This window comes from Brevundimonas sp. 357, from assembly GCF_003938605.1.
Taxonomy (GTDB): domain Bacteria; phylum Pseudomonadota; class Alphaproteobacteria; order Caulobacterales; family Caulobacteraceae; genus Brevundimonas.
Genome location: NZ_RHWX01000002.1, coordinates 216,141 through 242,654, shown reverse-complemented (window position 1 = coordinate 242,654; position 26,514 = coordinate 216,141). Strand labels below are relative to the sequence as shown.

The 26,514-nt window shown below is 66.8% G+C and carries 28 protein-coding genes; 8 read left to right on the top strand and 20 right to left on the bottom strand.

All coding sequences use genetic code 11. From position 1 onward, the window contains the following. Positions 1-28: 28 nt before the first annotated feature. A complete protein-coding gene (locus EGK63_RS02895; RefSeq protein ID WP_125899829.1) occupies positions 29-610 on the bottom strand; it encodes a hypothetical protein in 582 nt (193 codons plus the stop codon). Next, entirely contained in the window at positions 607-1,746 is a 1,140-nt protein-coding gene (locus EGK63_RS02890; RefSeq protein WP_125899828.1) for an isobutyryl-CoA dehydrogenase, read from the bottom strand. The genes EGK63_RS02895 and EGK63_RS02890 overlap by 4 nt, the downstream gene beginning before the upstream one ends. A gap of 203 nt (positions 1,747-1,949) precedes the next feature. On the opposite strand from EGK63_RS02890, the gene hemB reads away from it, so the two are divergent. Then, positions 1,950-2,951, top strand: coding sequence for a porphobilinogen synthase (hemB, locus tag EGK63_RS02885; RefSeq protein ID WP_125899827.1), 1,002 nt, complete (start codon positions 1,950-1,952; stop codon positions 2,949-2,951). A gap of 15 nt (positions 2,952-2,966) precedes the next feature. Here hemB and EGK63_RS02880 read toward each other — a convergent pair whose 3' ends face one another. Next, positions 2,967-3,473 (bottom strand): flavin reductase family protein, encoded by a 507-nt coding sequence (locus EGK63_RS02880; protein ID WP_125899826.1) that lies wholly within the window; start codon positions 3,471-3,473, stop codon positions 2,967-2,969. Between the two features lie 128 nt (positions 3,474-3,601). Here EGK63_RS02880 and EGK63_RS02875 point away from each other — a divergent pair, with 128 nt between their 5' ends. Next, complete coding sequence (locus tag EGK63_RS02875) at positions 3,602-4,504, top strand: flagellar motor protein MotB (protein WP_125899825.1); 903 nt, start codon at positions 3,602-3,604, stop codon at positions 4,502-4,504. Positions 4,505-4,637: 133 nt separating this feature from the next. Then, the gene (locus tag EGK63_RS02870; RefSeq protein ID WP_125899824.1) at positions 4,638-5,369 is read left to right on the top strand and encodes an arginyltransferase; all 732 of its coding nucleotides are present in this window, start codon (positions 4,638-4,640) and stop codon (positions 5,367-5,369) included. A 27-nt stretch (positions 5,370-5,396) separates the two neighbouring features. Here the strand turns inward: EGK63_RS02870 and EGK63_RS02865 are convergent, their stop codons facing one another. The 3 genes from EGK63_RS02865 to parC form a co-directional block, all read right to left on the bottom strand. After that, positions 5,397-6,425: a M48 family metallopeptidase gene (locus EGK63_RS02865; protein ID WP_125899823.1), complete on the bottom strand. Its 1,029-nt coding sequence runs from the start codon at positions 6,423-6,425 to the stop codon at positions 5,397-5,399. A gap of 5 nt (positions 6,426-6,430) precedes the next feature. Then, on the bottom strand, positions 6,431-7,000 hold the full coding sequence (locus tag EGK63_RS02860; RefSeq protein ID WP_003165362.1) for a LemA family protein: 570 nt from the start codon (positions 6,998-7,000) through the stop codon (positions 6,431-6,433). Positions 7,001-7,099: 99 nt separating this feature from the next. Next, complete coding sequence (gene parC, locus EGK63_RS02855; protein ID WP_125899822.1) at positions 7,100-9,301, bottom strand: DNA topoisomerase IV subunit A; 2,202 nt, start codon at positions 9,299-9,301, stop codon at positions 7,100-7,102. A gap of 103 nt (positions 9,302-9,404) precedes the next feature. Here parC and EGK63_RS02850 point away from each other — a divergent pair, with 103 nt between their 5' ends. Beyond that, on the top strand, positions 9,405-10,478 hold the full coding sequence (locus EGK63_RS02850) for a nitronate monooxygenase family protein (RefSeq protein ID WP_125899821.1): 1,074 nt from the start codon (positions 9,405-9,407) through the stop codon (positions 10,476-10,478). Positions 10,479-10,509: 31 nt separating this feature from the next. On the opposite strand, the gene recO is transcribed toward EGK63_RS02850, so the two are convergent. Then, positions 10,510-11,241 carry a DNA repair protein RecO gene (recO, locus tag EGK63_RS02845; RefSeq protein WP_125899820.1) on the bottom strand — a complete coding sequence of 244 codons (732 nt, stop codon included), beginning with the start codon at positions 11,239-11,241 and terminating at the stop codon, positions 10,510-10,512. Beyond that, positions 11,241-11,696 (bottom strand): nuclear transport factor 2 family protein, encoded by a 456-nt coding sequence (locus EGK63_RS02840; RefSeq protein ID WP_125899819.1) that lies wholly within the window; start codon positions 11,694-11,696, stop codon positions 11,241-11,243. The genes recO and EGK63_RS02840 overlap by 1 nt, the downstream gene beginning before the upstream one ends. 91 nt (positions 11,697-11,787) lie before the next feature. Between EGK63_RS02840 and EGK63_RS02835 the strand changes: the two genes are divergently transcribed. After that, entirely contained in the window at positions 11,788-12,228 is a 441-nt protein-coding gene (locus tag EGK63_RS02835; protein ID WP_125899818.1) for a VOC family protein, read from the top strand. Positions 12,229-12,342: 114 nt separating this feature from the next. Next, positions 12,343-13,851 (top strand): acetyl-CoA hydrolase/transferase family protein, encoded by a 1,509-nt coding sequence (locus EGK63_RS02830; protein WP_125899817.1) that lies wholly within the window; start codon positions 12,343-12,345, stop codon positions 13,849-13,851. A gap of 6 nt (positions 13,852-13,857) precedes the next feature. Here the strand turns inward: EGK63_RS02830 and EGK63_RS02825 are convergent, their stop codons facing one another. The 11 genes from EGK63_RS02825 to folK form a co-directional block, all read right to left on the bottom strand. After that, positions 13,858-15,096 (bottom strand): serine hydrolase, encoded by a 1,239-nt coding sequence (locus tag EGK63_RS02825; protein ID WP_125899816.1) that lies wholly within the window; start codon positions 15,094-15,096, stop codon positions 13,858-13,860. A gap of 4 nt (positions 15,097-15,100) precedes the next feature. Continuing rightward, the gene (gene era, locus EGK63_RS02820; RefSeq protein WP_003165376.1) at positions 15,101-16,066 is read right to left on the bottom strand and encodes a GTPase Era; all 966 of its coding nucleotides are present in this window, start codon (positions 16,064-16,066) and stop codon (positions 15,101-15,103) included. Further along, the gene (rnc, locus tag EGK63_RS02815) at positions 16,063-16,779 is read right to left on the bottom strand and encodes a ribonuclease III (RefSeq protein ID WP_125899815.1); all 717 of its coding nucleotides are present in this window, start codon (positions 16,777-16,779) and stop codon (positions 16,063-16,065) included. Before rnc ends, era begins: the two co-directional genes overlap by 4 nt. Then, positions 16,779-17,705 carry a signal peptidase I gene (lepB, locus tag EGK63_RS02810; protein WP_125899814.1) on the bottom strand — a complete coding sequence of 309 codons (927 nt, stop codon included), beginning with the start codon at positions 17,703-17,705 and terminating at the stop codon, positions 16,779-16,781. The genes rnc and lepB overlap by 1 nt, the downstream gene beginning before the upstream one ends. 112 nt (positions 17,706-17,817) lie before the next feature. Beyond that, complete coding sequence (gene acpS, locus EGK63_RS02805; protein ID WP_125899813.1) at positions 17,818-18,219, bottom strand: holo-ACP synthase; 402 nt, start codon at positions 18,217-18,219, stop codon at positions 17,818-17,820. Further along, positions 18,216-18,974, bottom strand: coding sequence for a pyridoxine 5'-phosphate synthase (locus EGK63_RS02800; protein WP_125899812.1), 759 nt, complete (start codon positions 18,972-18,974; stop codon positions 18,216-18,218). The genes acpS and EGK63_RS02800 overlap by 4 nt, the downstream gene beginning before the upstream one ends. 15 nt (positions 18,975-18,989) lie before the next feature. Then, positions 18,990-19,574, bottom strand: coding sequence for an orotate phosphoribosyltransferase (pyrE, locus tag EGK63_RS02795; RefSeq protein ID WP_125899811.1), 585 nt, complete (start codon positions 19,572-19,574; stop codon positions 18,990-18,992). A gap of 45 nt (positions 19,575-19,619) precedes the next feature. Further along, complete coding sequence (locus tag EGK63_RS02790) at positions 19,620-20,399, bottom strand: TIGR00730 family Rossman fold protein (RefSeq protein WP_125899810.1); 780 nt, start codon at positions 20,397-20,399, stop codon at positions 19,620-19,622. A gap of 37 nt (positions 20,400-20,436) precedes the next feature. Next, the gene (locus EGK63_RS02785) at positions 20,437-22,590 is read right to left on the bottom strand and encodes a bifunctional (p)ppGpp synthetase/guanosine-3',5'-bis(diphosphate) 3'-pyrophosphohydrolase (RefSeq protein ID WP_165906512.1); all 2,154 of its coding nucleotides are present in this window, start codon (positions 22,588-22,590) and stop codon (positions 20,437-20,439) included. A 167-nt stretch (positions 22,591-22,757) separates the two neighbouring features. Continuing rightward, positions 22,758-23,117 carry a DNA-directed RNA polymerase subunit omega gene (gene rpoZ, locus EGK63_RS02780; RefSeq protein ID WP_125899808.1) on the bottom strand — a complete coding sequence of 120 codons (360 nt, stop codon included), beginning with the start codon at positions 23,115-23,117 and terminating at the stop codon, positions 22,758-22,760. A 128-nt stretch (positions 23,118-23,245) separates the two neighbouring features. Beyond that, the gene (gene folK / locus EGK63_RS02775; protein ID WP_243637540.1) at positions 23,246-23,788 is read right to left on the bottom strand and encodes a 2-amino-4-hydroxy-6-hydroxymethyldihydropteridine diphosphokinase; all 543 of its coding nucleotides are present in this window, start codon (positions 23,786-23,788) and stop codon (positions 23,246-23,248) included. Positions 23,789-23,823: 35 nt separating this feature from the next. Here folK and EGK63_RS02770 point away from each other — a divergent pair, with 35 nt between their 5' ends. After that, on the top strand, positions 23,824-24,405 hold the full coding sequence (locus EGK63_RS02770) for an NYN domain-containing protein (RefSeq protein WP_125899806.1): 582 nt from the start codon (positions 23,824-23,826) through the stop codon (positions 24,403-24,405). Next, positions 24,402-25,046: a uracil-DNA glycosylase gene (locus EGK63_RS02765; protein WP_125899805.1), complete on the top strand. Its 645-nt coding sequence runs from the start codon at positions 24,402-24,404 to the stop codon at positions 25,044-25,046. The genes EGK63_RS02770 and EGK63_RS02765 overlap by 4 nt, the downstream gene beginning before the upstream one ends. A 136-nt stretch (positions 25,047-25,182) precedes the next feature. Here EGK63_RS02765 and EGK63_RS02760 read toward each other — a convergent pair whose 3' ends face one another. Continuing rightward, positions 25,183-26,394, bottom strand: coding sequence for an N-acetylmuramoyl-L-alanine amidase (locus EGK63_RS02760; RefSeq protein WP_125899804.1), 1,212 nt, complete (start codon positions 26,392-26,394; stop codon positions 25,183-25,185). Positions 26,395-26,514: the final 120 nt, after the last annotated feature.

The window sequence follows — 26,514 nt, the reverse complement described above, 5'->3', positions numbered from 1 at the left end:
TCCTCCAGAACAATCGCCAGGTGCAGCGTTACTCAGCAGATACGGGGGCTGAAACCATGACGGTTTGCGCCCGCTCAACCAGCTCCAGCTCGATCAGAGCCGCCACCTGCCCTGCCCGCCAGTTGATCGTGTAGTAACCCAACAGGCTGCCCGATAAGCCGATGATGATCAGGGCAAAGCCGAATCCGCCCCCGAGCATGACCATCCGTGTGAACTCCGGCGCGATCTGAAAACTGGCCAGGATCGCCGTCACTGGTCCCGAGACGTAAAACAGCGCCGCCAGCTTCCACAAAGCCTCGTTACGCGCCGCGTTAATGCGCGCGATTCCCAACAAAGCCGTCAGTTGCGTCGTGTCCAGCCCGGCGAGAATAGAGCCGGCGCCAATCCCAATCGGTGTGGACTTCAACGTCGAAATCACATCCACACCGTACAGACCCCAGCCCGACCTTGAGCGGAGCAGATGGCGCGCCAGCCGGGCGAAGCGGAATTCCTCCGTCAAGCGCCGCCACACATCCCAGAGCCCGTCGCGATCAAGCGAGCCGCCGCTCAGAACGGCAGGCGCCTTCGCACTCTCCGCCACGCCAATCGCTTCGTCAGGCTCGGCCGTCATCCCCGCGCCAGCTCGCGCGCCACGATCACGCGCATGATCTCGTTGGTGCCTTCCAGAATGCGGTGAACGCGCAGGTCGCGCACGATCCGCTCCAGCGGGTAGTCCTTCAGATACCCATAGCCGCCGTGCAGCTGCAGCGCCTGATCGGCGATTTGGAAGCAGGCGTCGGTCGTCAGACGCTTGGCCATGGCGCACCACTTGGTCTTTTCAGCGTGGCCGGTGTCGATGGCCCAGGCGCCGCGCAGCACCATCAGACGGGCCGCCTCAAGGTCCGTCGCCATGTCCGCCAGCTCGAACTGGGTGTTCTGAAACTGGCCGATCGCCTGACCGAACTGCTTGCGGCCGGCGACGTATTCCTGCGCCGTTTCCAGCGCCAGACGCGCCCCGCCCAGCGAACAGGCGGCGATATTCAGGCGCCCGCCGTCCAGACCGGCCATGGCGTATTTGAAGCCCGCGCCTTCCTCACCCACCAGATTGGCGACCGGCACCCGGCAGTCGTCGAAGCTGACCACGGCGGTCGGCTGGGCGTTCCAGCCCATCTTCTTCTCATTGGCGCCGAAAGACAGGCCGGGCGTGTCCTTCTCCACCACGATGGTCGAGACGCCCTTGGGCCCCTCGCCGCCCGTGCGGACCATGACGACATAGACGTCCGACGTCCCGGCGCCCGAGATGAAGGCCTTGGCGCCGTTCAGCACATAGTGGTCGCCGTCCCGCACCGCCGTCGTCCGCAGCGCCGCCGCGTCAGAGCCCGAGCCCGGCTCGGTCAGGCAGTAGCTGGCGATCTTCTCCATCCCGACCAGCGACGGCACGAAGCGCGCCCGCAGCTCGTCCGAGCCGAAGCTGTCGATCATCCACGTCGCCATGTTGTGGATCGAGATGAAGGCCGCCGTCGCCACATCGCCGCGCGACAGCTCTTCAAAGATCACCGCCGCTTCGACACGGCCCAGGCCCATGCCGCCGTGTTCCTCGCCCGTATAGATGCCGGCGAAGCCCATCTCGGCGGCGGCCTTCAGCACGTCGACCGGGAAATGCTTGTCTTCGTCCCAGCGGGCCGAGTGCGGGGCCAGTTCGGCCTCGGCGAAGGCGCGGGCCGCGTCCTGAATAGCGCGTTGATCGTCGGTGAGGGCGAAGTCCATGAAAGCTCCCGCGTTTCAGCCTGCCCTCTGACGGGGCGTTCGGGGTGCTTCTAACGGCTGGCGAAGCGCGCGTCACCTTGCAGATGCGTCAGCCCCCACACTCCGCTCATCCCGGCGTCCGCCGGGATGAGCGGGAGATAGGGCGAGCATAGGTGGACAGTTCGCCTTTTGCCTCTACCCGCGCTTTGTTTTAAGCCGCGCGCATGACCATGCCCTTCCAGCCCGCCGCCTTCCCTTACGCCCGCCCGCGTCGTCTGCGTTCGCAGCCGTGGGTGCGCCGTCTGGTCGCCGAGACGACCCTGACGCCGGCCGACCTGATCTGGCCGCTGATCGTTCACGACGGCCCGGAAGACCGCCAGCCGGTCGCCTCCATGCCCGGCGTCTTCCGCCTGTCGCCCAAGGAGGCCGCCAAGGCCGCCGTCGAAGCGCGCGATCTGGGCATCCCGATGGTCGCCCTGTTCCCGAACGTGAACGATGGGCTAAAGGACAATGTCGCCACCGCCGCCACCGACCCGGACGGTCTGATCCCCGACTGCATCCGCGCCATCAAGGACGCCGCGCCCGAGATCGGCGTCATGACCGACGTGGCGCTGGACTGCTACACCGACCACGGCCACGACGGCGTTCTGGAGAACGGCCGCATCGTCAACGACCCCACATTGGAGCGGCTGGCCGAACAGGCCTTCATCCACGCCCACGCAGGCGCCGACGCCGTGGCGCCGTCCGACATGATGGACGGCCGCGTCCAGGCCATCCGCGAGGCGCTGGAGGCCAACGGCCTGAGCGACACACTGATCATCAGCTATGCGGCCAAATACGCCTCGGCCTTCTATGGCCCCTATCGCGACGCGGTGGGTTCGTCGAAATCCCTGACCGGCGACAAGAAGACCTATCAGATGGACTTCGCCAACGCCGAGGAGGCCCTGCGCGAGGTGGCGATGGACCTGTCGGAAGGCGCCGACGCCCTGATCGTCAAGCCGGGCCTGCCCTATCTGGATATCGTCCGACTGGTGTCGCAGACGTTCAAGGCGCCGACCTTCGCCTATCAGGTGTCCGGCGAGTACGCGATGATGCAGGCCGCCTTCGCCAACGGCTGGCTGGACCCGGACCGCGCCATCCTGGAAAGCCTGCACGCCTTCAAGCGTGCGGGGGCGTCCGGCGTCATCAGCTATTTCGCGCCGCAAGCCGCTCGGATGATGGGCTGAAGCCAGCGCAAAGGCTCAGGCTGTCGGATCGGCGGCCTTGCCGTACTTCCCGCGGAAATAGGTCAGAGCATCGCCCGGCCGCGTGTCGAACGCCTCGACCCGGCCGACGATGACCAGATGGTCGCCCATGACGATGCGGTCGTGCGTCCGGCAGGTCAGGCGCGTCACCGCGTTCAGCAGACGCGGCGGCTCAGGGTCGTCCACCGCGAACTCGTCGTCCGACAGGCGGCATACGCCCCAGGCGAAGCGGTCAGACATGGCCTGATCCTCGACCGGCAGCATATGGACGGCGAACCGGTCCGCCCCGGCGAAGGCGTCATGGCGGTCGGACTTGATGTCCATGCACCACAGCACCAGCGGCGGATCCAGCGAGACGGAGGTGAAGCTGTTCACCGTTATCCCCAGAGGCCCGTCGACCGTATGGGCCGTGACCACGCACACCCCGGTCGCAAACCCGCCCAGCGCCTGGCGATAGGCGCGAGGATCGAAATCGGCGGCAGGTGAAGCGGACGCGTCGGACATGGCCCTCAGCTAGGCCGTGAAGCCCGCATCGGCAAGGGCGCGGCGCGCCGTCGCATCTCACCGCAACCGCTTCTTAAGCCCCGCATGGGATTTAGGGCGAACGAACACGGTTAAGACGGACCCGCCCCATGGCGCTGAACGATCGCCCGATCCTGATCAAGAAGGTGAAGAAGGTTGCCGGACACGGCCACCACGGCGGCGCGTGGAAGGTGGCCTACGCCGACTTCGTCACCGCCATGATGGCCTTCTTCCTGCTGATGTGGCTGATCAACACGACCGATCCGGAGCAGAAGCGCGGCATCGCCGAATATTTCGCCCCGGCCAATGTCTCGGCCTCGACCTCGGGCTCCGGCGGCATCCTGGGCGGCACTTCGCTCGGCGATTCCGAGGGGGCCAAGGGCGCCGGCTCCAACGCCGTGATCGAGCAACTGGCGCCCGAAGCCCCCGACGCGCCGCAGGAAGCGGGTCAGAACTCCAACCTGGCCTCGGCCAGCGAAGCCGCCCTGCGCGCCGAGATCGCCCGGCGCGAGGCCGCCGACTTCGCCAGCGCCGCCGAATCCCTGCGCCAGGCCATGCAGTCCATGCCGGAACTGGCCGAGCTGTCGAAACAGCTGATCATCGACCAGACGCCCGAGGGCCTGCGCATCCAGCTGGTCGATCAGGAAGGCCGCTCGATGTTCGAGAACGGCTCCTCGCGTCCCAATCCGCGCGCCCAGTTGCTGCTGCGCGCCGTGGCCAAGGTGATCAACCAACTGCCCAACCGCATCTCCATCACCGGCCACACCAGCGCCGTCGCCGGCTCCAGCCGCGCCAGCAGCCCCGGCGACTGGCCCCTGTCCTCGGCGCGCGCCGACGCCTCGCGCCTGACGCTTCAGGGCGCAGGCGTGAACAGCGACCGGGTCTATTCCGTCGCCGGCAAGGCGGGGTCCGATCCCCTCTATCCCGACGACCCGTCCCTGGCGGGCAATCGCCGCATCGCCATCGTCCTGCTGCGCGAGGCGCCGGTCCTGCCCACGGACACCAGCCTGTGACCGCGCGCGGCGATACGCTCGCCGCGCGAAGAAGGCTTGCGAAAACGGCCGGTTGCGCGCCAAATCAGAACATGAGCCGCGCCTATCCATCCGGCCCCTGTGCGGGCGCTGACGCCGTCACGGAGCGACAGCCGTGACCCAGCACTTCTTCTCGCGCCAGCTCCGCTTCTTCATGACCGCCAGCGCGCCCTGCCCCTATCTGCCGGGCCAGTTTGAGCGCAAGGTCTTCGCCAACCTGCCGTTCAGCGACGGGGCCGACGTCAACGACGCCCTGACACAGGCCGGTTTCCGTCGCAGCCAGAACATCGCCTACCGCCCGGCCTGCGAGGCTTGCGCGGCCTGCGTCTCGGTGCGGATTCCGGTGGCGGATTTCGAACTTTCACGCTCGCGACGTCGCATCCTGGCGCGCAACGCCGATCTGTCGCGCGGCCTGGTCGAGGCCGAGGCGACGATGGAGCAGTTCGACCTGCTGCGCCGCTATCTGAACGCCCGCCATCCCGGCGGCGGCATGAGCGACATGAGTTGGCTGGACTATGTGTCGATGGTCGAGGACACGGCCGTCCGCACCCATCTGATCGAATACCGCCTGCCCAGCCAGGACGACGGCCCCGGCCGTCTGGTCGGCGTCTGCCTGACCGACCTGCTGCATGACGGCCTGTCGATGGTCTACAGCTTCTTCGACCCGGACCTAGAGCGTCGCAGCCTGGGCCGGTTCGCTATCCTCGACCACCTGCATCAGGCCGAGACGGTGGGCCTGCCCTATGTCTATCTCGGCTACTGGGTCCAGGGCTCGCCCAAGATGGACTACAAGGCCGAGTTCCGCCCGCTGGAGGCATTGCGCCCCTGGGGCTGGGAGCGGCTCTAAACCCTTCTCCCCTTGAGGGAGAATGAGCTACGTCGTCGGGACCGCCGTGCCCGCCGCTTGCGGCGCTCCGCCCCACGGGCCGTCGTCGCGGCCGCCGGCGAACTGCACCAGCGCGGCGATCCGCTTCTCGATCGGCGGATGGGTGGCGAACAGGCCCGAGAACCCCGTCTTCTCTGCCGTATTGTCCAGAAACATGCCGCGCAGTTCGTCCGGCGCTTCGAGCTTCGACTGGCCCGACACCTTGCGCAGGGCCGAGATCATGGCGTCGGGGTTCTTGGTCAGCTCCACCGCCCCCGCGTCGGCCACATACTCCCGCGTCCGCGACAGGGTCATGCGGATGACGGCGGCCAGGCCGAAGCCGATGACGCCGATCGCCAGGCCGATCAGGATAAGGGGCATGGCGTTCTTGTTGTCCCGCCCTCGCCCGCCGCGCATGTAGAACAGGCTGCGGAACACCAGTTCGGCCACCACGCTGATGATCCCCGCGAAGATCGAGGCGATCACCATGGTCCGCACGTCCTTGTTGATGACGTGGGTCAGTTCGTGCGCCAGGACGCACTCCATCTCGTCGCGGTTCAGGGTCTGCATCAGGCCGCGCGTGACGGTCACGCTGTAGTTGCCCTCGTGCAGACCGGACGCATAGGCGTTCAGCGACGGGCTTTCGATGATGCGCAGGACGGGCGTCTTCATCCCGCGCGAGATCGCCAGGTTCTCCAGCAGATTATAGAGGTCCGGCTCGACCCGGCGCTCGACCTTGCGCGCGCCGGTCATGACGTCGATCATCATCTGATTGCCGAAATAGGCGATGACGAACCAGATCGCCGCCGCGACGGCGGCGAAGGGCACGGTCCAGCCCAGCATGGACGCCGCCAGCGCCAGATCCTGCCCCAGGTCGCCGCCCGAGTTGGGCAGCAGGCCGAAGCCCATCATCAGCACCTGGACGCCGAACAATATGCCGACCAGCAGCACCGGAAACCCGGCCAGCAGGATCGCCGACCGGGTATTGTTCCGCCAGATGTGGGTCTTGAGGCCGACGGCCTGACCGAAAACCGCCATTGGGCTTAGAACTTCACCGTCGGCGGGGCGGCGTTCAGGGCGGCGCGTTCGCCCTCGCCCACGTCGAAGAAGGGCTTGTCCGCGCCGAAGCCGAACATCCCGGCGAACAGGACGGTCGGGAACTGGCGGCGCACGGCGTTGAACTCGCTGACCGCGTTGTTGAAGAAGCGGCGCGCGGCGGCCAGCTTGTTCTCGATGTCCGACAGATCCATCTGCAGCTGCTGGAAGTTCGCGTTGGCCTTCAGGTCCGGATAGGCCTCGGACACGGCGAACAGGCGGCCCAGCGTCGCGGTCAGCATATTCTCGGCCTGCACCTTCTCATCGATGGTGCGAGCGCCCGCAGCGGCGGCGCGCGCCTGGGTCACGGCGTCCAGGGTGCCGCGCTCATGCGTGGCGTAGCCCTTCACCGTCTCGACCAGATTGGGGATCAGATCCTGGCGCTGCTTCAGCTGCACGTCGATGTCCGCGAACGACTGGTTCGCCGTCTGATCCAGCTTCACCAGCCTGTTGTACGCGCCGACCACGACGAACAGCAGAATGACGACGATGACGCCGATGATGATCCAGGTGATCATTGAGCCTCCTCCGAAAGATCAGGCGTGAATATGAGGGAGCCCCGTCTTCACACCCAATGAATTCACCGTCACCCTTCTCCCTCTGGGAGAAAGGCGGTTCTAGCGGAACTTGCGCAGACCGCGCGGGCCTTGGCGACCGGCCCCGGCGCGCTTGCCCAGCCAGTCCTTCCAATCGGGCCAGTTGCGGCGGCGGCCGCCGCCGTCGGCCCATTCCGGTCCCTGTTCAGCGTTGAACACCGTCACATCGGCCAGGCCGCCCTGCTTGTAGTTCTGCAGCTTCACGCCCTTGCCCCGGCCCATTTCGGGCAGTTCGGCCAGGGGGAAGATCAGCGCCTTGATGTTCTCGCCGATGGTCGCGACGTGGTCGCCGTTGACCCGCAGCATGGCCAGCATCTCGCCGTTCAGCACCTGCTTGCCGCCGCGCTTCTGGGCCAGAAGGTCGTTCTCGGGCGCCACGAAACCGTAGCCCGCCTTCGACGCGACCAGCAGCTTGGCGTTCGGTTCGTGCGCCACGACGTTGATGATGTCGGCCTTCTCGTCCAGGTCGATCATCAGTCGCAGCGGCTCGCCATGCCCGCGCCCGGAGGCCAGCTTGTCGGCGCCGATGGTGAAGATGCGCCCGTCCGACGCCCCGACCAGCAGCTTGTCGGTCGTATAGGCGGGGACCAGGAAGCCCAACTTGTCGCCTTCCTTGAACTTCAGTTCGGAGGGATCGTCGATCTTGCCCTTGGCGGCGCGGATCCAGCCGCGATCGGACAGGATGACGGTGATCGCTTCGCGCGGAATGAAGGCTTCCGGCGCCACGAAGGCTGAGGCGTCAACCGCCTCGCCGATCACGGTCCGGCGCGGCGAGACCAGCGCCTTGCGCACGGCCTCCAGCTCCTTGCCGATGGCTTTCCACTGTTTGGCCTCGGAAGACGTCAGCGCCCGCAACGCTGCAAGTTCTTCCGACAGTTCATTGAATTCCTTCTCGATCGTCATCTCTTCGAGACGGGCCAGCTGACGCAGGCGGGTGTCGAGGATGAAGTCGGCCTGAAGCTCGCTCAGGCTGAATCGGGCGATCAGTTCGGCCTTGGGTTGCTCTTCCTCGCGGACGATGCGGATGACCTCGTCCAGGTTCAGGAAGACGATGCGCAAGCCTTCCAACAGGTGCAGGCGCTTTTCGACGCGGGCGATGCGCCACTGGCTGCGGCGGTTCAGCACCACGCGGCGGTGGTCGAGGAAGGCTCGCAGGCACTCCTTCAGCCCCATGACGCGCGGCGTGCCGGTGGCGTCCAGCACGTTCATGTTGATGGGGAAGCGCACCTCGAGATCCGACAGCTTGAACAGGCTTTCCATCAGCATTTCAGGCTCGATGGTGCGGTTCTTCGGTTCGAGGATGAGGCGGATATCCTCCGCCGACTCGTCGCGCACGTCGCCCAGAAGCGGCGCCTTCTTGTTCTCGATCAGATCGGCCAGCGCCTCGATCAAGCGCGACTTCTGCACCTGATACGGCATCTCGGTGATGATGATCTGATAGGCGCCGCGATCCAGCTTTTCCTCGACCCATTTAGCGCGCAGGCGAACGCCCCCGCGTCCCGTCTCATAGGCATCGAGGATGGCGGCCTGGCTCTCGACCGACACGCCGCCGGTGGGGAAGTCCGGTCCCGGCACGATCTTCACCAGATCCTCTGTCGTGGCGTCCGGCTGCTCCAGCAGCAGGTGGCAGGCGTCGATCAGTTCGCCCACGTTATGCGGCGGGATCGAGGTCGCCATGCCCACGGCGATGCCCGACGACCCGTTGGCCAGCAGGTTGGGGAAGCCCGCCGGCAGGACCACCGGCTCCTCGTCCTGATCGTCATAGGTCGGGCGGAAATCGACCGCGTCCTGGTCGATGCCGTCCAGCAGCAGGACGGCGGCGGGCGTCAGCTTGCACTCCGTATAGCGCATGGCCGCCGCGCTATCGCCGTCGATGTTGCCGAAGTTCCCCTGCCCGTCGACCAGCGGATAGCGCTGGGCGAAGTCCTGCGCCAGACGGACCAGCGCCTCATAGATGGAGGCGTCGCCGTGCGGGTGATAGCCGCCCATCACCTCGCCGACGACCTTGGCGCATTTACGCGCCGCCGCCTGCGGGTTCAGGCGCATCTGATGCATGGCGTACATGATGCGCCGGTGCACAGGCTTGAAGCCGTCGCGCACGTCGGGCAGCGCCCGGTTGGTGATGGTCGACAGGGCGTAGGCCAGATAGCGGCGCGACAGCGCATCGCCCATCGGCTCTTCGACGATGCGGCCGCCTTCGGGCGTCGGGGTGTGGATGGTCATACGGCTTCGAATCAATGATCGGACGAGGAAAGTCTAGCGCAGCCGGGGCCTGACGCCGGGATTGTCAGCGCCTATCTGTGCAGAAACGCGCGAAGGAGCCTCGATGAAGACCGCCCTGACCGACCGCCTCGGCCTTTCCGTTCCTCTGATTCAGGCGCCGATGGCCGGAACCTCGACCGCCGAACTGGCCGCCGCCGTGGCGAACGCAGGGGCGCTGGGCTCCATCGCCCTGGGGGCGATAGACGCCGAGGCGAGCCGCAAGGCCATCCGCGCGGTCAAGGCGCTGACCGACCGGCCGTTCAACGTCAATCTGTTCTGCCATGCGCCGATCGCGGCTGATCCGACGCGCGACGCGGCATGGATCGACAGCCTGCGCCCGATCTTCAGCGAGTTCGACGCCGTCCCGCCCGAACGACTCAATGACATCTATCAGAGCTTCCTGACCGACGACGCCAAGCTGGCCGTGCTGGTCGAAGAAAGGCCCGCCGTGGTCAGCGTCCATTTCGGCCTGCCGCGCGCCGATCAGATCGCGGCGCTGAAGGCGGCGGGCTGCATCCTGATCGCCAGCGCCACCACGCCCGAGGAAGGCCGCGCCGCCGTCGCCGCCGGGTTCGACATGGTGATCGCCCAAGGGGTCGAGGCGGGCGGCCATCGCGGCGTCTTCGAGCCGGCCGACGATCCGCGCTTCGCCACCCTGCCGCTGACGCGCCTGCTGGCGCGCGACCTGCCGGTTCCAGTCGTCGCGGCGGGCGGGATCATGGACGGCGCCGGGATCGCGGCGGCGCTGGCGCTGGGCGCGGCCGGAGCGCAGATGGGCACGGCTTTCGCCGCCTGCCCGGAATCGGCGGCGGATGCGGCCTATCGGACAGCCTTGTCGGGGGCGGAGGCTGGGCGCACGCGGGTCAGCGCGGCCATCTCCGGTCGTCCGGCGCGCGGTGTCGAGAACGCCTTCATGCGCCGCGCCGATGAGACGAAGATCGCCGCCTATCCCTACGCCTACAATCTCGGCAAGGCGCTGAACGCGGCGGCCAGAGCGAAGGGCGACAACGGCTACGCCCCGCATTGGGCCGGGCAAGCCGCGCCGCTGGGCCGCACCCTGCCCGCCACCGAACTGGTCGCGACGCTGCAAAGGGAAATGCGTGAGGCGATTGCGGGGTTGTCGGCGCTGAGCCGGTAAGCTCACACGCTCAAATCCCGTCTCCCCGGAACTACAGCCGCCCCGCCTCGCCCAGTTTGTCGATCATCCAGATCCGCGCGGGCGGCAGCGGCCGGTTCAGGGCATGAAAGACGAACTGCTCCAGGAAATGCCCGGTCAGCTCCAGCCCCGCCTTCACGTCGCCCTCGCCCAGCCCGGCCTGCGCGCCCAGCATGAAGGGCGGCAGGGCCAGCAGCTTGTCGGCATAGGGCGCGCCCGCCTCGCGGCTGACGGCGCGGCCGGTGCGGGGACTGACCCAGACCAGGTCGTCCATCGATCCCGTTGACGCGCAGCGCGACAGGTCGAGACCGAAGCCCAAGTCCTCCAGCAACCCAGCCTCGAACCGCACGAAAATGGCGGGCCAGACCTCGGGCACGGCAAACGCGCCCATCAGCGCCTCGAAGGCGTAAAAGGCGCCCGGATGCGGCTCCCGCTCCGGCAGGGCGCCCTGCGCCACCGCAGCGGCGGCGCTCAGCCCGGTCAGGGCCAGCGGATCGTCGAAAAGGGCGGCCGGGCCTTCGCCCACAGGCTCCAGCCGCGCCGAGCCCAGCTGATCGGACGTCCGCGACCGCAGATCGGCCACGACCCGCGCGCCCGGCTGAAGGAAGGGCCGCATCCGACGCGACACCCCGCCTGCGACATAGGCGGCGCGGCGGCCGTGCCGCTCGGTCAGCAGGTCAACCACCGCCCCCGTATCGCCATGCGCCCGCGCCGACAGCACGAAGGCGTCGTCCTGAACCTCCATCAGTCGGCCTTGATGGCGTCGACGACGGCGCGCGCCTTGTCGTTCGGTACGGCGAAGCTGAGGACGTATTGCTCGATCTTCCAGCCGTCCCCTGTCAGACGCAGCACGCCCGAGCCGCGCGTGGTCCCATAGGCGTCATTGTCCAGCACCTCGTCGAACCAGGCGACGCAGCGGCACTCGATCGGGGCGATGGTCACGGTCCGCGCTGTCGGGCGATAGGTCCAGCCCTTGCCCTGCGAGAAGTAGGGCGTGGCGTAGGCGCGGAATTCCGACAGGCTCCACCGCTCAGCCGCATCCGTGCCGATGAAACGGGCGTCCGGCGTGAAGGCCGCGAAATAGGCCTCGCCGTCCGCCACCGAGGCGGCGGCGTGCATGGCGTCCAGCGTGCGCTCGATCGGCGCGGTCTCTGCGGGCGCGGCGGACAGTTGAAGCATCATCAGGGCGGCGGTGATCATGGAGATGTTCTAGTCCTGTTCCGTCAATGGGGGAAGCGCCGGGAAACGACGCCCGCCTCGCGCGTTCCGGCTCCATCCGAAGGAGAGTCCCATGAAGATCGTCACCAGCCTCAGCTTTCAGGGCCAGTGCCGCGAGGCGCTGGAGTTTTACGCCCGCGTGCTGGGCGGCAAGGTCACGGCCGCCTTTCCGTACGGCGAGGGCCCGCCCGACATGCCGGTCGATCCCAAATACAAGGACTGGCTGATGCACGGCTGGCTGGAGATCGGGGATCAGGCGATCATGGGGGCCGACCTGCCGCTCGAGTTCGCGCCGAATATCGACAAGCCCAAAAACGGCTTCGACGTGTCGTATCACACCGACGACCTCGCCAAGGCGCGACAGGTCTTCGACGCCCTGTCCGAAGGCGGCAAGGTGTCGATGCCCTTCGCCGAAACCTTCTGGTCTCCCGGCTTCGGCAGCTTCACCGACAGGTTCGGCATCCCGTGGATGGTCAACACCAACCCGACAGAGGCGTGGAAACCCGGCGGTTGACGCCTTTGTGATCACGGACTGTTACGACCAAAGCCGTATTGGAATCAGGGTGATGCGGCGCCTATGTCCGCGTCGTTCCTTGAGCCCTCCCCGGCTCCAGTCGTCAGGTTTGCGATGTCCCGCGTCCGTAACGCCGCCCTCAAGTCGAAGATCATGTCCGCCCAGGACGCCGCCGCCCTGATCCCGGCCAACTCCACCGTGGGCATGAGTGGCTTCACCGGCTCGGGCTATCCCAAGGTCGTGCCGATGGCCCTGGCCGAGCGGATTGAGGCCGAGCATGCGGCGGGCAATCCCTTCAAGCTGAAGGTCTGGACCGGCGCCTCCACCGGGCCGGAACTGGACGGAGCACTCGCAAAAGCCGACGGCATCGAGTTCCGCCTGCCCTACAACTCCGACCCCATCGCCCGCGAGAAGATCAACAAGGGCGAGATGGAATACCTGGACATGCACCTGTCGCAGGTGGCGCCGGTGGCCTGGCAGGGCTTCCTCGGGCCGCTGGAGACGGCGGTGGTCGAGGTGTCGGGCATCCGCGAGGACGGGGCGCTGATCCCCTCGTCGTCCATCGGCAACAACAAGACCTGGCTGGACCGCGCCGATCAGATCATCCTTGAGGTCAACAGCTGGCAGAACGCCGCGCTGGAGGGGATGCACGACATCTACTACGGCACCGCCCTGCCGCCCGCGCGCGTGCCGATCCCGCTGACCAAGCCGACCGACCTGATCGGCGAGACGGTCTTCCGCGTCGATCCGTCCAGGATCGCCGCCATCGTCGAGACCGACAGCCCCGACCGCAACCTGCCCTTCGCTGCGCCGGACGCCAGCGCCACGGCCATCGCCGGGCACCTGATCGAGTTCCTGCAGCACGAGGTGAAGCTGGGGCGCCTGCCCGCCCATCTGCTGCCGCTGCAGTCGGGCGTAGGCAATGTCGCCAACGCCGTGCTGGCGGGCCTAGCCGACAGCCCGTTCGAGAACCTGACCGCCTATACCGAGGTGCTTCAGGACGGGATGCTGGACCTGCTGTACTCAGGGAAACTGACCGTCGCCTCGGCCACCGCGTTCTCGCTCAGCCCCGATGCCGCCGCCGATCTGAACAGCCGCATGGAGCAGTTCCGCGGCAAGATCATCCTGCGCCCGCAGGAGATCTCGAACCACCCGGAGATCATCCGCCGGCTGGGCTGCATCGCCATGAACGGCCTGATCGAGGCCGACATCTACGGCAACGTCAACTCGACCCACGTCATGGGCTCGCGCATCCAGAACGGCATCGGCGGCTCGGGCGACTTTGCGCGCAACGCCTATATTTCCTGCTTCGTCACGCCGTCGACGGCCAAGGGTGGAAAAATCTCGGCCATCGTCCCCATGGCCAGCCACGTCGACCACATCACCCAGGACGTGCAGGTCATCGTCACGGAACAGGGCCTGGCCGACCTGCGCGGCCTGTCGCCCAAACAGCGCGCGCGGGTCATCATCGCCAACTGCGCCCACCCCGATTACCGCGACGCGCTGAAAGACTATTACGACCGCGCGCTGGAAGGGTCATACGGCCTGCAGTCGCCGCACCTGCTGACCGAGGCGCTGTCGTGGCACCAACGCTATATCGAGACGGGGTCGATGAAGGCCTGATCGGCCTTAGCGCGCCAGAGCCGCCGGGAACGGACGCCCCAGGGCCTCGGCCATAGCCTGCTGGTTGATCAGCAGCACCTGATCGCGCAGGTGATAGTTGTTGGACAACACCACCACCGTCACCTGCTGATCGGGCTGGTAGGACACCAGATTGCGGAACCCCGCCCAGCTGCCGGTGTGGTAAATCTGGCGATCGCTGAACGGCGATGATGTCCGCTCGCCCAAGGCGCTGACGTAGATGCCGTAGCCATAGGCCCGGTGCGGGCCGCGCCGCTCGGGCATGTCGTCCGGGGCGTGATCGGCGATCAGGTCGGCATAGGCCTTGTCGCTCAGGATGTGGCCCTGATGCAGGGAGCGGTTCCAGGCCAGCATATCGTCCAGCGTCGAATACAGCGCCCCGGCGCCCGCCACGACGCTGACATTGGCGATCGGCTGCGGCGTCAGGCCCGCCGGAAACAGGCCATAGCCCATGGCCAGACCCTGGGCGTCGTCATTCACGTCCGAGCCGGTGTCCTTCATGCCCAGGGGCTTGAGGATCGCCTGCTCCATATAGGTTTCGAACGGCTGGCCGCTGGCCTTTGACACGATCTCGGCCGCCAGGTTGAAGGCGGCGTTGTTGTAGCGGACCTTCGTCCCCGGCTCGAACTGCAGGCCATAGCGGGCCGAGGTCTCGGTCAGTTCCTGCGACGTGCGGTGGGTGACGCGGATACGGCCCCACTCGGCCTGGGCCATCACGTCCGGAATGCCCGAGGTGTGCGACAGCAGGTGATGGATACGCAGCGGCCGCCAGGCGTCAGGACACGGCTCGATCCATTTGCAGACGGGATCGTCGACCGACAGCTTGCCCTCGTCCTGAAGCTTCAGAACGGCGACGGCGGTGAACTGTTTGGACACCGAGGCCAGGCGGAAACGGGTGTCCAGGGCGAAGGGCGTGTCCTGCTCATAGTTCGCCTTGCCATAAACCTGGCGGAACAGAACCTGATCGCCCCTGGCCACCAAGACGGCGCCGGTGAACTGCTTGCTGGCCGCCAGATGGTCCAGTCGTTCCTTCAACTGCGGCAGGGCCTCGACCACCTCGACCGGCGGGCGCTTGGGCAGGTCTGTCCGATAGACGGCCGCCGCCTGGGTTTCCGGCGCGACGGCCTTGACGAACCACGCGCCCGCGCCGGCCGAAATCAGGCCGGCGGCGACGAGGGAACCGAGGAACCAGGGCCTTCCGCCCGCGGTCTTGGGAACGATGAACACGAGACTAGACGTCAAACTCCAGGCCGAACTGGGCGTACAATGCCTTTGAGTCTTGCCATTTGGGATCGACCTTGACGGTCAAAAACAGGTGAACGGGCCGATCCAGGATCTCGATCAGCTCTTCGCGCGCCTTCTGGCCGATCCATTTCAGGGTCTGGCCGCCCTTGCCGAGAACGATCGGGCGCTGGCTTTCGCGCTCGACATAGATGGTCTGTTCGATGCGGGCCGAGCCGTCCGCCTTGTCCTCGAACGAGGTCGTCTCGACCGCCGCCGAATAGGGCAGTTCCTCGTGGACGCGCAGATAGACCTTCTCGCGGGTGATCTCGGCCGCCAGGACGCGCAGGGGCACGTCCGCCGACTGATCTTCCGGGTACAGCCACGGACCCTCGGGCATGGCCAGGGCCAGGCGCGTCTTCAGGTCGTCCACGCCGTCGCCGCTGAGCGCCGAGATCATGAAGACCTCGGAATAGACGCCCGTCTCGAACAGGCGCTGCGACAGGGCCAGCAGGGTGTCGCGGCGCATGCCGTCGATCTTGTTCAGCGCCAGGATGACCTTGGTGTCGGTCGCCTTCAGATTGGCGATGATGGTCTCGGTGTCCTCGGCCGAGCGGCGGTCGGCGGCGGTGCCCTCGCGACCTTCAGCGTCGATATGCGACTGGGCGTCGATCAGATGGACGACCACGTCCGCGTCCTGCGCCCCGCCCCAGGCCGAGGCGACCATGGCGCGATCCAGACGGCGGCGCGGCGTGAAGATGCCGGGCGTGTCCACCAGCACGATCTGGGCGTCGCCCTTGATGGCGATGCCGCGCACGGGGAAGCGCGTGGTCTGGACCTTCTGGGTGACGATGGAGACCTTGGAGCCGGTCAACCGGTTCACCAGCGTCGACTTGCCCGCATTGGGCGCGCCGATGATGGCGGCGAAGCCCGCGCGCTGGCCGGTGATCTCGGTGGTTTCGGTGGTCTCGGTCAAATTACGTCTTCTCGTTTCAATAGGGCGATGGCGGCGGCCTTTTCCGCCTCCTGTCGCGAACGTCCCTGGGCGCGGGCCGGTTCATAGCCCGTCACCGTCGCCTCGACCGTGAAGGTCGGCGCGTGATCCGAGCCGGTGCGCTGGACCACTTCATAGGTCGGCAGCGGTCGGCCCTGGCCTTGCGCCCATTCCTGCAGGGCGGACTTGGGGTTAGTCACCGCCGCACTCGGAGGCGCGGCCAATTCTTCGGCCCAGGCGCGCTCGAACACGGCCTGAGCGGCCATCAGGCCGCCATCGCGATAGACGGCCGCCAGGATCGCTTCCACAGCATCAGCGATGACTCCGGCCTTTCTGCGGCCGCCCGTCTTGGTCTCGCCGGGCGACAGGCGAAGCGCGTCGCCCACGCCCAGCCGTTCGCCCACGCGGGCGCAGGCGCTCTTGTCCACCAGGGCGTGCAGACGGGCGGACAGTTGCCCCTCGTCCGCCGACGGATAGTCGCGCACCAGTCGATCCGCGACCAGCAGGCCCAGCACCCGGTCGCCCAGGAACTCCAGCCGCTCATTGTCGGCGGGCCTCTGCGGCCCTGCCCCCTCGCCCACGCTGGAGTGCGTCAGGGCGCGCTCCAGCAGGGAGGCGTCCTCAAAGTCATGGCCCAGGCGCTGGCGCAGGGCCGCCACGGCCTCGGCGCGCACGTTCGTGCGTCCGCCGGCCATCAGTCGAGGATCTTGAAGAACCGGCTGAAGCGCACATTGGCGAACCAGCTGACCGGGTTGAACAGCGAAGCGCCCGGCGTCCACGAGAACATGATGATCTCGGCCTTGCCGACCAGATTCTCGGCCGGAACCATGCCCACGCCCGCCGACATCTCGACGCGGCTGTCGATCGAGTTGTCGCGGTTGTCGCCCATCATGAAATAGTGACCGGCCGGAACCTCATACAGCGGCGTGTCGTCCAGATCGCCGCCGGGGCCGAAGTCCTGCGTCATGAAGGTGCGGCCGCCCGGCAGAGTCTCGCGCACCTGGGTCACGGCGCGCGGGCCGAACATGTCGGCCATCTGGGCGCGGCTGACCACCACGTCCTGCACCGGCGCGCCGTTGATGTAGAGCTTGTTGGCCATCATCTGCACCTTGTCGCCCGGCAGGCCGATCACCCGCTTGATGTAATCGGTCTTGTTGTCGCGCGGCAGTTTGAACACCACGATGTCGCCGCGCTCCGGCGCCTTGCCCAGGATGCGGCCGTTGAACACCGGCGGGCTGAACGGGATCGAGTGCTTGGAATAGCCGTACGACCACTTCGACACGACGATGTAGTCGCCTTCGTACAGGTTCGGCTCCATCGAGGCCGACGGGATGGTGAAGGGCTGGAACAGCAGCACACGCAGCACCAGCGCGATCAGCAGGGCGAAAACGACGGTCTTGATGATCTCGACCGTTTCGTTGCTCGCGGACTTTTCTTTCTTCACTCGCTTGGCCTTCCTGGCGCGCCGGGGCGCATAGATCGGGGTCTCGCTGTCGAGGGCTTCGGGGTCGTCCCCCATGTCGAAGGGGGCGTCGCCGTCGTCGCTCCAGATCGGCCGTTGGTCAGCCGGATCGAGGGCTGGGTCGGCTGCTCCGCCGTTCGCCTTGGGGTCGTCGCTCATCGTCTGCTCGAATCCCCCGCCGAACGCGGGGTTTGAAGGTCGAGGCGTAGTCGCTGAACCCGCCGCGAGCAAGACTCTGGATGATGAAGGAACCGCAACCTTCGCGGCGGCGTCAGGCCTTGGGCAGGGCCTCGATCACCACGAAGGCCAGGGCGTAGGGGTGTTCGTCGCTGAGGGTCAGGTGGATGCGCGCCTCCTGCCCCGGCGGGGTCAGGCGGGCCAGATGCTCGGCCGCGTGACCGGTCAGGGCCAACGTCGGCTGACCGGACGGCAGGTTCACCACCCCCATGTCGCGCCAATAGACGTCGGAGCGCATTCCGGTGCCCAGCGCCTTGGCGCAGGCTTCCTTGGCGGCAAACCGCTTGGCGTAGCTCCACGCGGGGTCGGCCTTGCGGTCGGAGCGGGTGCGCTCCAGCTCGGTGAAGACGCGTTGCTTGAAACGGTCGCCGAAACGATCCAGCGACGCCTGGATACGCCGGATGTCAGACAGATCAGCACCGACGCCGATGATCATGACCCCGATCCTGAAATCGCCTCGTCCATGGCCGTGCGCATTCGGCGGATGGCTGCGTCCAGACCGACGAAGACCGCCTCGCCGATCAGGAAGTGGCCGATGTTCAGCTCGACGATCTCACGGATGGCCAGAATTTCGCTCGCCGAGGCGTAGTCGAGGCCGTGACCGGCATGAACCTCCAGCCCCAGAATGTCGGCCTGGGCGGCGGCGGCGGCCAGACGGTCGAATTCGGCCGCGCGCACGGCCGGGTCGGTCAGGTGGCAATAGCGGCCGGTGTGGAACTCCACCACCTGGGCGCCGACGGCGGCGGCAGCCTCGACCTGATCATCGGACGGTTCGATGAACAGGCTGACACGGATGCCTGCGTCCGACAGGGCCTTCACCACCGGGGCGATGCGGGCTTCGTGACCGGCGACGGCCAGACCGCCCTCGGTCGTCACCTCCTCGCGGCGTTCAGGCACCAGACAGGCGGCGTGCGGGCGATGACGCAGGGCGATGGCCAGCATCTCCTCCGTCACCGCCATCTCGAAGTTCAGCGGCTTGTCCGCCCGGCGGCACAGGGCCGTCAGCACGTCGATGTCGGCGTCGGTGATGTGGCGGCGATCCTCGCGCAGGTGGGCGGTGATGCCGTCGGCCCCGGCCGCCAGCGCCGCCTCGGCCGCGCGGGCCGGATCGGGATGAGCGCCGCCGCGCGCGTTACGAACCGTGGCGACGTGGTCGATATTGACGCCCAGACGAACCCGCTGACGCTTCATCCCGTTCTCTCTTTCCTATTTGGACAGGCGACGGCTGCCCGGATCCTCGACCGGCAAGGCGGCCAGTTCCGGCGGAAGGGCGTCGGCCGGATAGGCGGGCACCTCCATCGAGGCCAGGGCGATCAGGGGCACGCCCACATCGACTTTGCCGCCCGAACGGTCGACGATGCAGGCGGCGGCGACGACTTCGCCCGCCGCCTTCTGGATAGCGGCGATGCATTCGCGCGACGACAGGCCCGTGGTGACGATGTCCTCGACCATGACGATCTTCTCGCCCGGCTCGACCGAGAAGCCGCGACGCAGTTTGAACTCGCCGCCCTCGCGCTCGACGTACATGGAGCGGACGTTCAGGTGCTTGGCCGTCTCATAGCCGGGGATGATGCCGCCGACGGCGGGCGAGATCGCCGCGTCGACCGGGCCGACCGTCGCGACGATCTTTTCGGCCAGCGCCTTGCACAGGCGCGCGCAGCGGGCGCCGTCCATGAAGACCAAGTTCTTCTGCAGGAAGACCGGGCTGTGCAGGCCGGACGAGAGGACGAAATGGCCTTCGCGCAGGGCGCCGGCGTCGCGGAATTCGTTGAGGACGTCTTCAGTGTTCATGAAAGCCGTCCTTAGACCCTGCAGCGGTCGCTCTCAACCCGCGCCCTATTTGATCTCGCAGTTGGGCTTCAGCCCGCCTTCCAGCAGCTTGGCCCACACCGTCTCGGCGTCGTCGGCGAAGGCGAACAGGTTCATGTCCGACGCCTTGACCATGCCGTGCTCGATTAGAACGTCGAAGTTGATGACCGAACGCCAATAGGCCTCGTCGAACAGGACGATGGGAATCGGCGGCGCCTTGTCCGTCTGGCGCAGCGTCAGGATCTCGAACAGTTCGTCCAGGGTGCCGAAGCCGCCGGGGAAGACCACCAGGGCGTTGGCCCGCATGGCCAGGTGCATCTTGCGCATGGCGAAGTAGTGGAACTGGAACGTCAGCTCGGGCGTCGACCAGGGGTTCGGGAACTGTTCGTGCGGCAGGGTGACGTTGAAGCCGATCGACGGCGCCCCCGCCTCATGCGCGCCCTGGTTGGCGGCCTGCATGATGCCCGGCCCGCCGCCCGTGGCGATGACGTTGTCGCGCACCTCGCCCGGTTCCCCCCGGAAGGCGCCGCCGCGTTCAGAGGCGATGCGGCCGAACTCGCGCGCCTGCTCGTACCAATAGGCGTGGCGGCCGTCGCCGTTCACGCCGACGCGGGCGCTGCCGAAGACGACGATGGTTGAACGCACGCCCCAGGCCTTCAGCGCCTGCTCGGCCTTTTCATACTCCATCAGGAAGCGCACGCCGCGCATCGACTCGCCCAGCAGGAAATCCTGATCCAGGGCGGCCAGACGATAGGAGGGCGAGGCCATCTGGGCCTCGTTGGCGAGCTTCTGTTGTTCGGGGGACATGACGGCCTTGTCGTAAAACACAAAGAAGCGGCGGCGATCAGCCGCGCGCGCGGTCGACGGTGTCGACGGACGGATTGGCCCGAAGGGCCGCGATGATCATGGTCGCATGGCGGGCGTCCTCAACCTCCACGTCGATATCGACGTCGAAGAAGTCCTGCTGCCGGTGCGCCATGCTGAGGTTGAGGATGTTGCCGCCCGCCTCGCCGATGATGGTGGCGACCTGGCCCAGAACGCCGGGGGCGTTCTTCATGGTGGCGTGCAGCTTGACCGCGCCTACGGCGCTGCGCTCGGCCTGCGGCGTCCATTGCAGATCCTGCCAGACGGAATCGTCGTCGGCGAAGTCGGCCAGGGTCTGGCAGTCGATGGTGTGGACCGTCAGCCCCTTGTCCGGCTCAAGGATGCCGACGATGCGGTCGCCGGGAACAGGGGAACAACACTGGCCGAAGTGGATGCTGACGCCGGGCGTCAGGCCGCTGCCGCGCACGAACAGGCGCGGCGATTCCGCGCCGATGCGCTTGCGTTCGGGCCCGGCCTTCAGCTGGCCCTTCAGCGCCGGGAACAGAGTCTCGGCCACGCGCGTGGCGGTCAGACGGCCCCGGCCGATGGCGTCGAACATGTCGTCTTCGGACGGCATGGTGAAGGTCTTCAACACCTCCGTCAGTTTGACGTCGGCCAGCGACTTGCTCGCCCGCTCCAGCGTCTGCTCCAGCGTCGTCTTGCCCAGGCGCACGAACTCTTCACGCTCGGACGTGCGGATGTGGCGACGGATGGCCGAGCGGGCGCGGCCCGTGACGGTCAGGCTGCGCCAGTCAGTCGGCACCTCGCGCTTGGTCCCGCGAATGATCTCGACCACGTCGCCGTTCTGAAGCGCGGTACGCATGGGCTTCAGCTCGCCGTTGATCTTGACCCCGACGGCCGTATCGCCGACCTCGGTGTGGACGGCGTAGGCGAAGTCCAGCGGCATCCCGCCGCGCGGCAGGGTGATCAGCGTCCCCTTGGGCGTGAAGACGAAGACCTGATCCAGGTACATTTCGAGCTTGGCGTGCTCGACCCAGTCCTCGCCCCCCTCCCCGTGCTCGATCACCTGAACCAGATGGCGCAGGTTCAGCAGAGGATCGCGGCCGCCGTCGGCCTCCATGGCCTCGCGGTCGAAGCCGTAGGACTGGTTCTTATAGGCCCAGTGCGCCGCCACCCCGTCCTCGGCCACGCGGTCCATGATCTCGGTGCGGATCTGCATCTCGATGCGCAGACCGCCCGGCCCGACGACCGTGGTGTGCAGCGAGCGGTAGTTGTTCGACTTGGGCGTCGAGATGAAATCCTTGAACCGCTCCGGCACCATCGGCCAGGCGCGGTGAATGACGCCCAGGGCGCGGTAACAGTCGTCCTCGCTCTCGACGATGACGCGGAAGCCGTAGATGTCCGACAGGGACGAAAAGCCGACTGTCTTGCGCTGCAGCTTGCGCCAGATGGAATAGGGCGTCTTCTCTCGGCCCTTGACCCGCGCGGTTAGACCCGCCTCGGACAGCACCCGCTCGATCTCGGGCGAGACGGCCTCGATGGCGCTGCCGTTCTCCAGCTTCAGCGCCTCCAGACGGCGCTGGATGGCGACGCGCGCCGTAGCGTTCAGATGCTCGAACGCCAGTTCCTCCAGTTCGGCGGCGATGGAGTGGATGCCGATCGACCGGCCCAGGGGAGCGTAAACTTCCAGCGTCTCGCGGCTGATGCGCTCGCGCTTCTCCGGCTTCACGAAGTGAAGGGTGCGCATGTTGTGCAGGCGGTCGGCCAGCTTGACCAGCAGCACCCGCACGTCGCGCGAGATGGCGAGTATGAACTTCCGCAGGTTCTCGGCCTGGCGTGTGTGCTCGGCCTGAAGCTCCAACCGCGACAGCTTGGTCACGCCCTCGACCAGGACCGCGACCTCTTCGCCGAACATCTCGGCGATGTCCTCGCGCGTGGCCGAGGTGTCCTCGACCACATCGTGCAGCAGGGCGGTGACGATGGTCGCCGTATCCAGCCGATAGTCGGTCAGGATGCCCGCGACCTGGATCGGGTGGGCGAAATAGGGATCGCCCGAGGCCCGCAACTGCGAGCCGTGCATCTTCATCGCATAGACATAGGCGCGGTTCAGCAGCGCCTCATCGGCGGTCGGGTCATAGGCCTTGACCGCCTCGATCAATTCGAACTGGCGCATGATCGGTGCGCGTTTGGGTTCAGACAATACAGGGCCTTCAGACGACTTCGGCGCCGCCCCAGCAGGGGGCGACGCCGACTTGTCTTGCAGATTCGCGGGTTGGTCCATCGGCGTGTCCGCCAGGGGCCGCGCCGTTGGGGGAGTGACGCCAGTGACCGGCTGCGCCGTCAGTAGCGTTCCTCCTGGCCCCCGTCGCGATCGCTTTGCAGCGCGCGGATCAGTTCGGCCTCAGCCATGTTCATGTGCTGCGGCTCGGCCAGCAGGGCCACGACTTCGGCTTCATCCTCAGCCTCGGTGCGCTCGTCGACGCGCTGCAGCGTGGTGATGATGTTCTCGCGCAGTTCTTCCGGGGTGACGGTGTCCTCGGCCAGTTCGCGCAGAGCGACGACCGGGTTCTTGTCGTTGTCGCGGTCCAGCGTCAGCGGCGCGCCGTTGGCGATGTTACGGGCGCGGTGACCGGCCAGCAGAACCAGACCAAAGCGGTTCGGCACCTTCTCGATGCAGTCTTCGACAGTGACGCGGGCCATGAAAATCCTCTGGCGGCAGGGAGAACCGCACAAAATATAGGTTAAAAGCCGATTGTGCAACGCCGCGAAGGCGGCATTGGGGCGGATCGGCGTGAGTTGCGCCTCCCTCGCCCGAGACCCGCTCCACGTCAAGCCTTGGGAACAGGCCTCGCATCGTCGCCGACCTCGGCGCGCAAGGCCAGATCCCCTGCTCGTGCGCCACAGACCGGATGTGGCCAGTTCGGCGCGATCTCGGCCAGGGGGCCCATGACGAACAACCGATCCGCCGCGCGCGGATGAGGCAGAATCAACCCGTCCAGATCGCCGCTGAGTCGTCCGTAGGCGATCAGATCCAGGTCCAGCGTACGCGGTGCGTTGCGCGCCGTCCGTACACGCCCGAACAGATCCTCGATTCGCCCCAGGGTCCGCATCAAGGTCGGCGCGTCCTGTGTCGTGCTGACGATCACCACCCCGTTCAGGAAGGGCGGGTCGCCCGGATCAGGCCAGGCCTGAGACGCCCACCAGGACGACCGGGCCAGCACATCCACGCCCTCCGCGCGAAAACGCGCCAGCGCCGCCTCCAGCGCCTCGGCGCACGATGACCAATCGCCCTTGTCATTACAGCCAAGTGCGACGATGACTGCGCCATCCAGATCGAGCGCGCTATCGGCCGTTTCGCTTTGGGTCTTCATTTTCTCGACCATACCGACGGACTCATTTTTCGCTCATGACCAACCATCCCGACGACCGCATCGCCCTGTTCATCGACGGCGCCAATCTGTACTCGGCGGCCCGCGCCCTGAACTGCGATCTGGACTTCAAGAAGCTGACGGAACGTTTCACCGGCGAAAGCCGGCTGGTCCGCGCATACTATTATACGGCCGTGGTCGAGGGCGAGGAATTCTCACCGATCCGGCCGCTGGTCGACTGGCTCGACTACAACGGCTTCACCGTAGTGACGAAACCCGTCAAACGCTACGTCGACGCTCAGGGCCATAGCCGCACCAAGGGCAATATGGACATCGAGATCGCAGTGGACATGTTGGAACTCGCGCCGCGCTTGGATCACGTGGTGCTGTTCTCGGGTGACGGCGATTTCCGCCGCCTGGCGCAAGCGATGCAGGCCAAAGGCGTGCGCGTCACCGTTGTCTCGACGGTGAAGAGCCAGCCGCCGCAGATCGCCGACGACCTGCGCCGCCAGGCTGACGCCTTCATCGATCTGGCCGACATCATCAACGAGATAGGCAAGCCCAAGGCGCCGATGAATCAGGGCGTGACCCGCACCCTGGATCGGAGCGAGCGCGCGTGAAGGTCGGGCTGAACCCTGAACCTGCCCGCGACTGCCCCTTGTGCCCCCGTCTGGTCGAGTACCGCGCGGAGAACGCACGTCAGAACCCGGACTGGTGGAACGGTCCTGCGCCGTCGTTCGGCGATCCGAACGCGCGTCTGCTGGTCGCAGGCCTGGCGCCCGGCCGCACCGGAGCCAACAGGACCGGACGCCCCTTCACCGGCGATCATGCAGGCTGGCTGCTTTACGACACGCTGAAGAAGACCGGCTTCGCGACAGGCCGCTACGATCCTGACGGCAAGGATGATCTGACGCTGATCGACTGCATGATCACGAACGCCGTGCGTTGCGCTCCGCCTCAGAACAAGCCGACGGCGGCGGAAGAGAACACGTGCCGTCCCTTCCTCGTCGACCGGCTGACCGCCCTTCCCCGACTGAAGGTGATCGTGACGTTGGGCGACGTGTCACGCCGCAGCATACTGCGCACGCTCGGCTATCCGGGTTCGGCCATTCCCGCCGGACATGGGGTTGAAGGCAAGGCCGGCCGCTACATCCTGATCAACAGCTATCACTGCTCGCGACTGAACACGAACACGGGGCGTCTGACGGCCGAGATGTTCGAAGACATCTTCGTTCGCGCAAGGGCCGCCCTGGAAGAATAGCAACGAACACCCTCTCCCCATTCCTATAGAGGGAGGGACCAAGCAGTAGTGGAGGGCTGCCGACAGCCAAACCAAGCGGCTCCTCCGTCTCGTCGCCTTCGCCGTCGATCCACCTCCCCGTTGCATAGGGAGGAAATCAACCCCCGGCGACTTCGCCCGCGACCATGACGGGAGCCGCCGGTTCGCGGAAGTAGCGGTCAATGCCATCGGCGACCGAGCGCATCAGACGACGGCGAGCGCGCTCATCGGTCAAAACGCGCTCATCCTCCGGATTGGTGATGAAGCCCATCTCCAGCAGAACCGCCGGCACGTCGGGCGCCAGCAGTACGGCCAGACCCGCGTCGCGGTGGCTGCGCCGCAGCAGGGGATGATTGTCGCCCTCGATGTGGGTCAGCAGGACGCGCGCGAACTGGGCCGAGCGGTTCTGGGTGGCGCGCTGGGTCATGTCCAGGAGGATGCGGTCGACCGAAGGGTCGCGCCCCGGCAGGCGCAGGTCGCGCTGCCAGTCGTCGCCCTTGGTGAACTCACGCACGGCGCGTCCGGCGCCTTGTTCGGACAAGGTATAGACGCTGGCGCCGCGCAGGGCCGGGTCCGAACCGGCGTCGGCATGCAGCGAGATGAACAGATCCGCTCCGGCGTCGCGGGCGATCTGCACTCGACGGCCGTGCACCACATAGACGTCGCCGTCCCGGGTCAGACGCACGCGATAGCGGCCGGTCCGTTCCAGCGCCGTCTTCAACTCGCGGGCGGCCGCCAGGGTGACGGCCTTTTCCTGAACATGCTGGCCCTGAGCGCCCGGATCGCGACCGCCATGACCGGCATCGATGACGATCAGTGGCTTTTCAGCGCGCGCCGGCGCGCGGCGCGCGGCGGCGACCGGCGTCACCGCGGCGGCGCCCGTCGCCTTCAGGTCGATCACATAGCGATAGTGTTGAACCCCATCGCCGGGCGGCAGCAGGAAACGACGCTCAATCTCCGCGCCTCGCGCCAGATCCAACCGCAGCCGAGACGAAGAACCGGAAGCGGACACGTCATAGCCGCGCACCAGTCCCGATCCCGCACCGTCCAACCCCCGCGCCGGCTGAACGCCCGACAGGGCGACAATGACGCGCCCGGACGTTCCATCCTCGACCACCTGACCCCGCGTAGCCCGGCCCAAGTCGACCACGATGCGGGTCCGCTGAGCGTCCCCGCCGAAACGGATGCGCATGACCTCGCCATCCGATCCAAAGGCGAGACCGCGCCCAGCCGCCAGCACGACGCCGCAAACGACGATGAAGGCCAAGGCCGTCATCGCCCATTCGCGTACGCCCCAACGGGCCAGATTGTCACGCCACCGACCGGCCATGAACCGAAGTTACCCTGTAGTTTCATCGCTAGGATGCCCCGGCGGATTAAGGATTTCGTTAAGACCTCTTACCGTCGCGGTTCTTTTATTTTCCGTCGCATATGCCTATTATGAACTTCG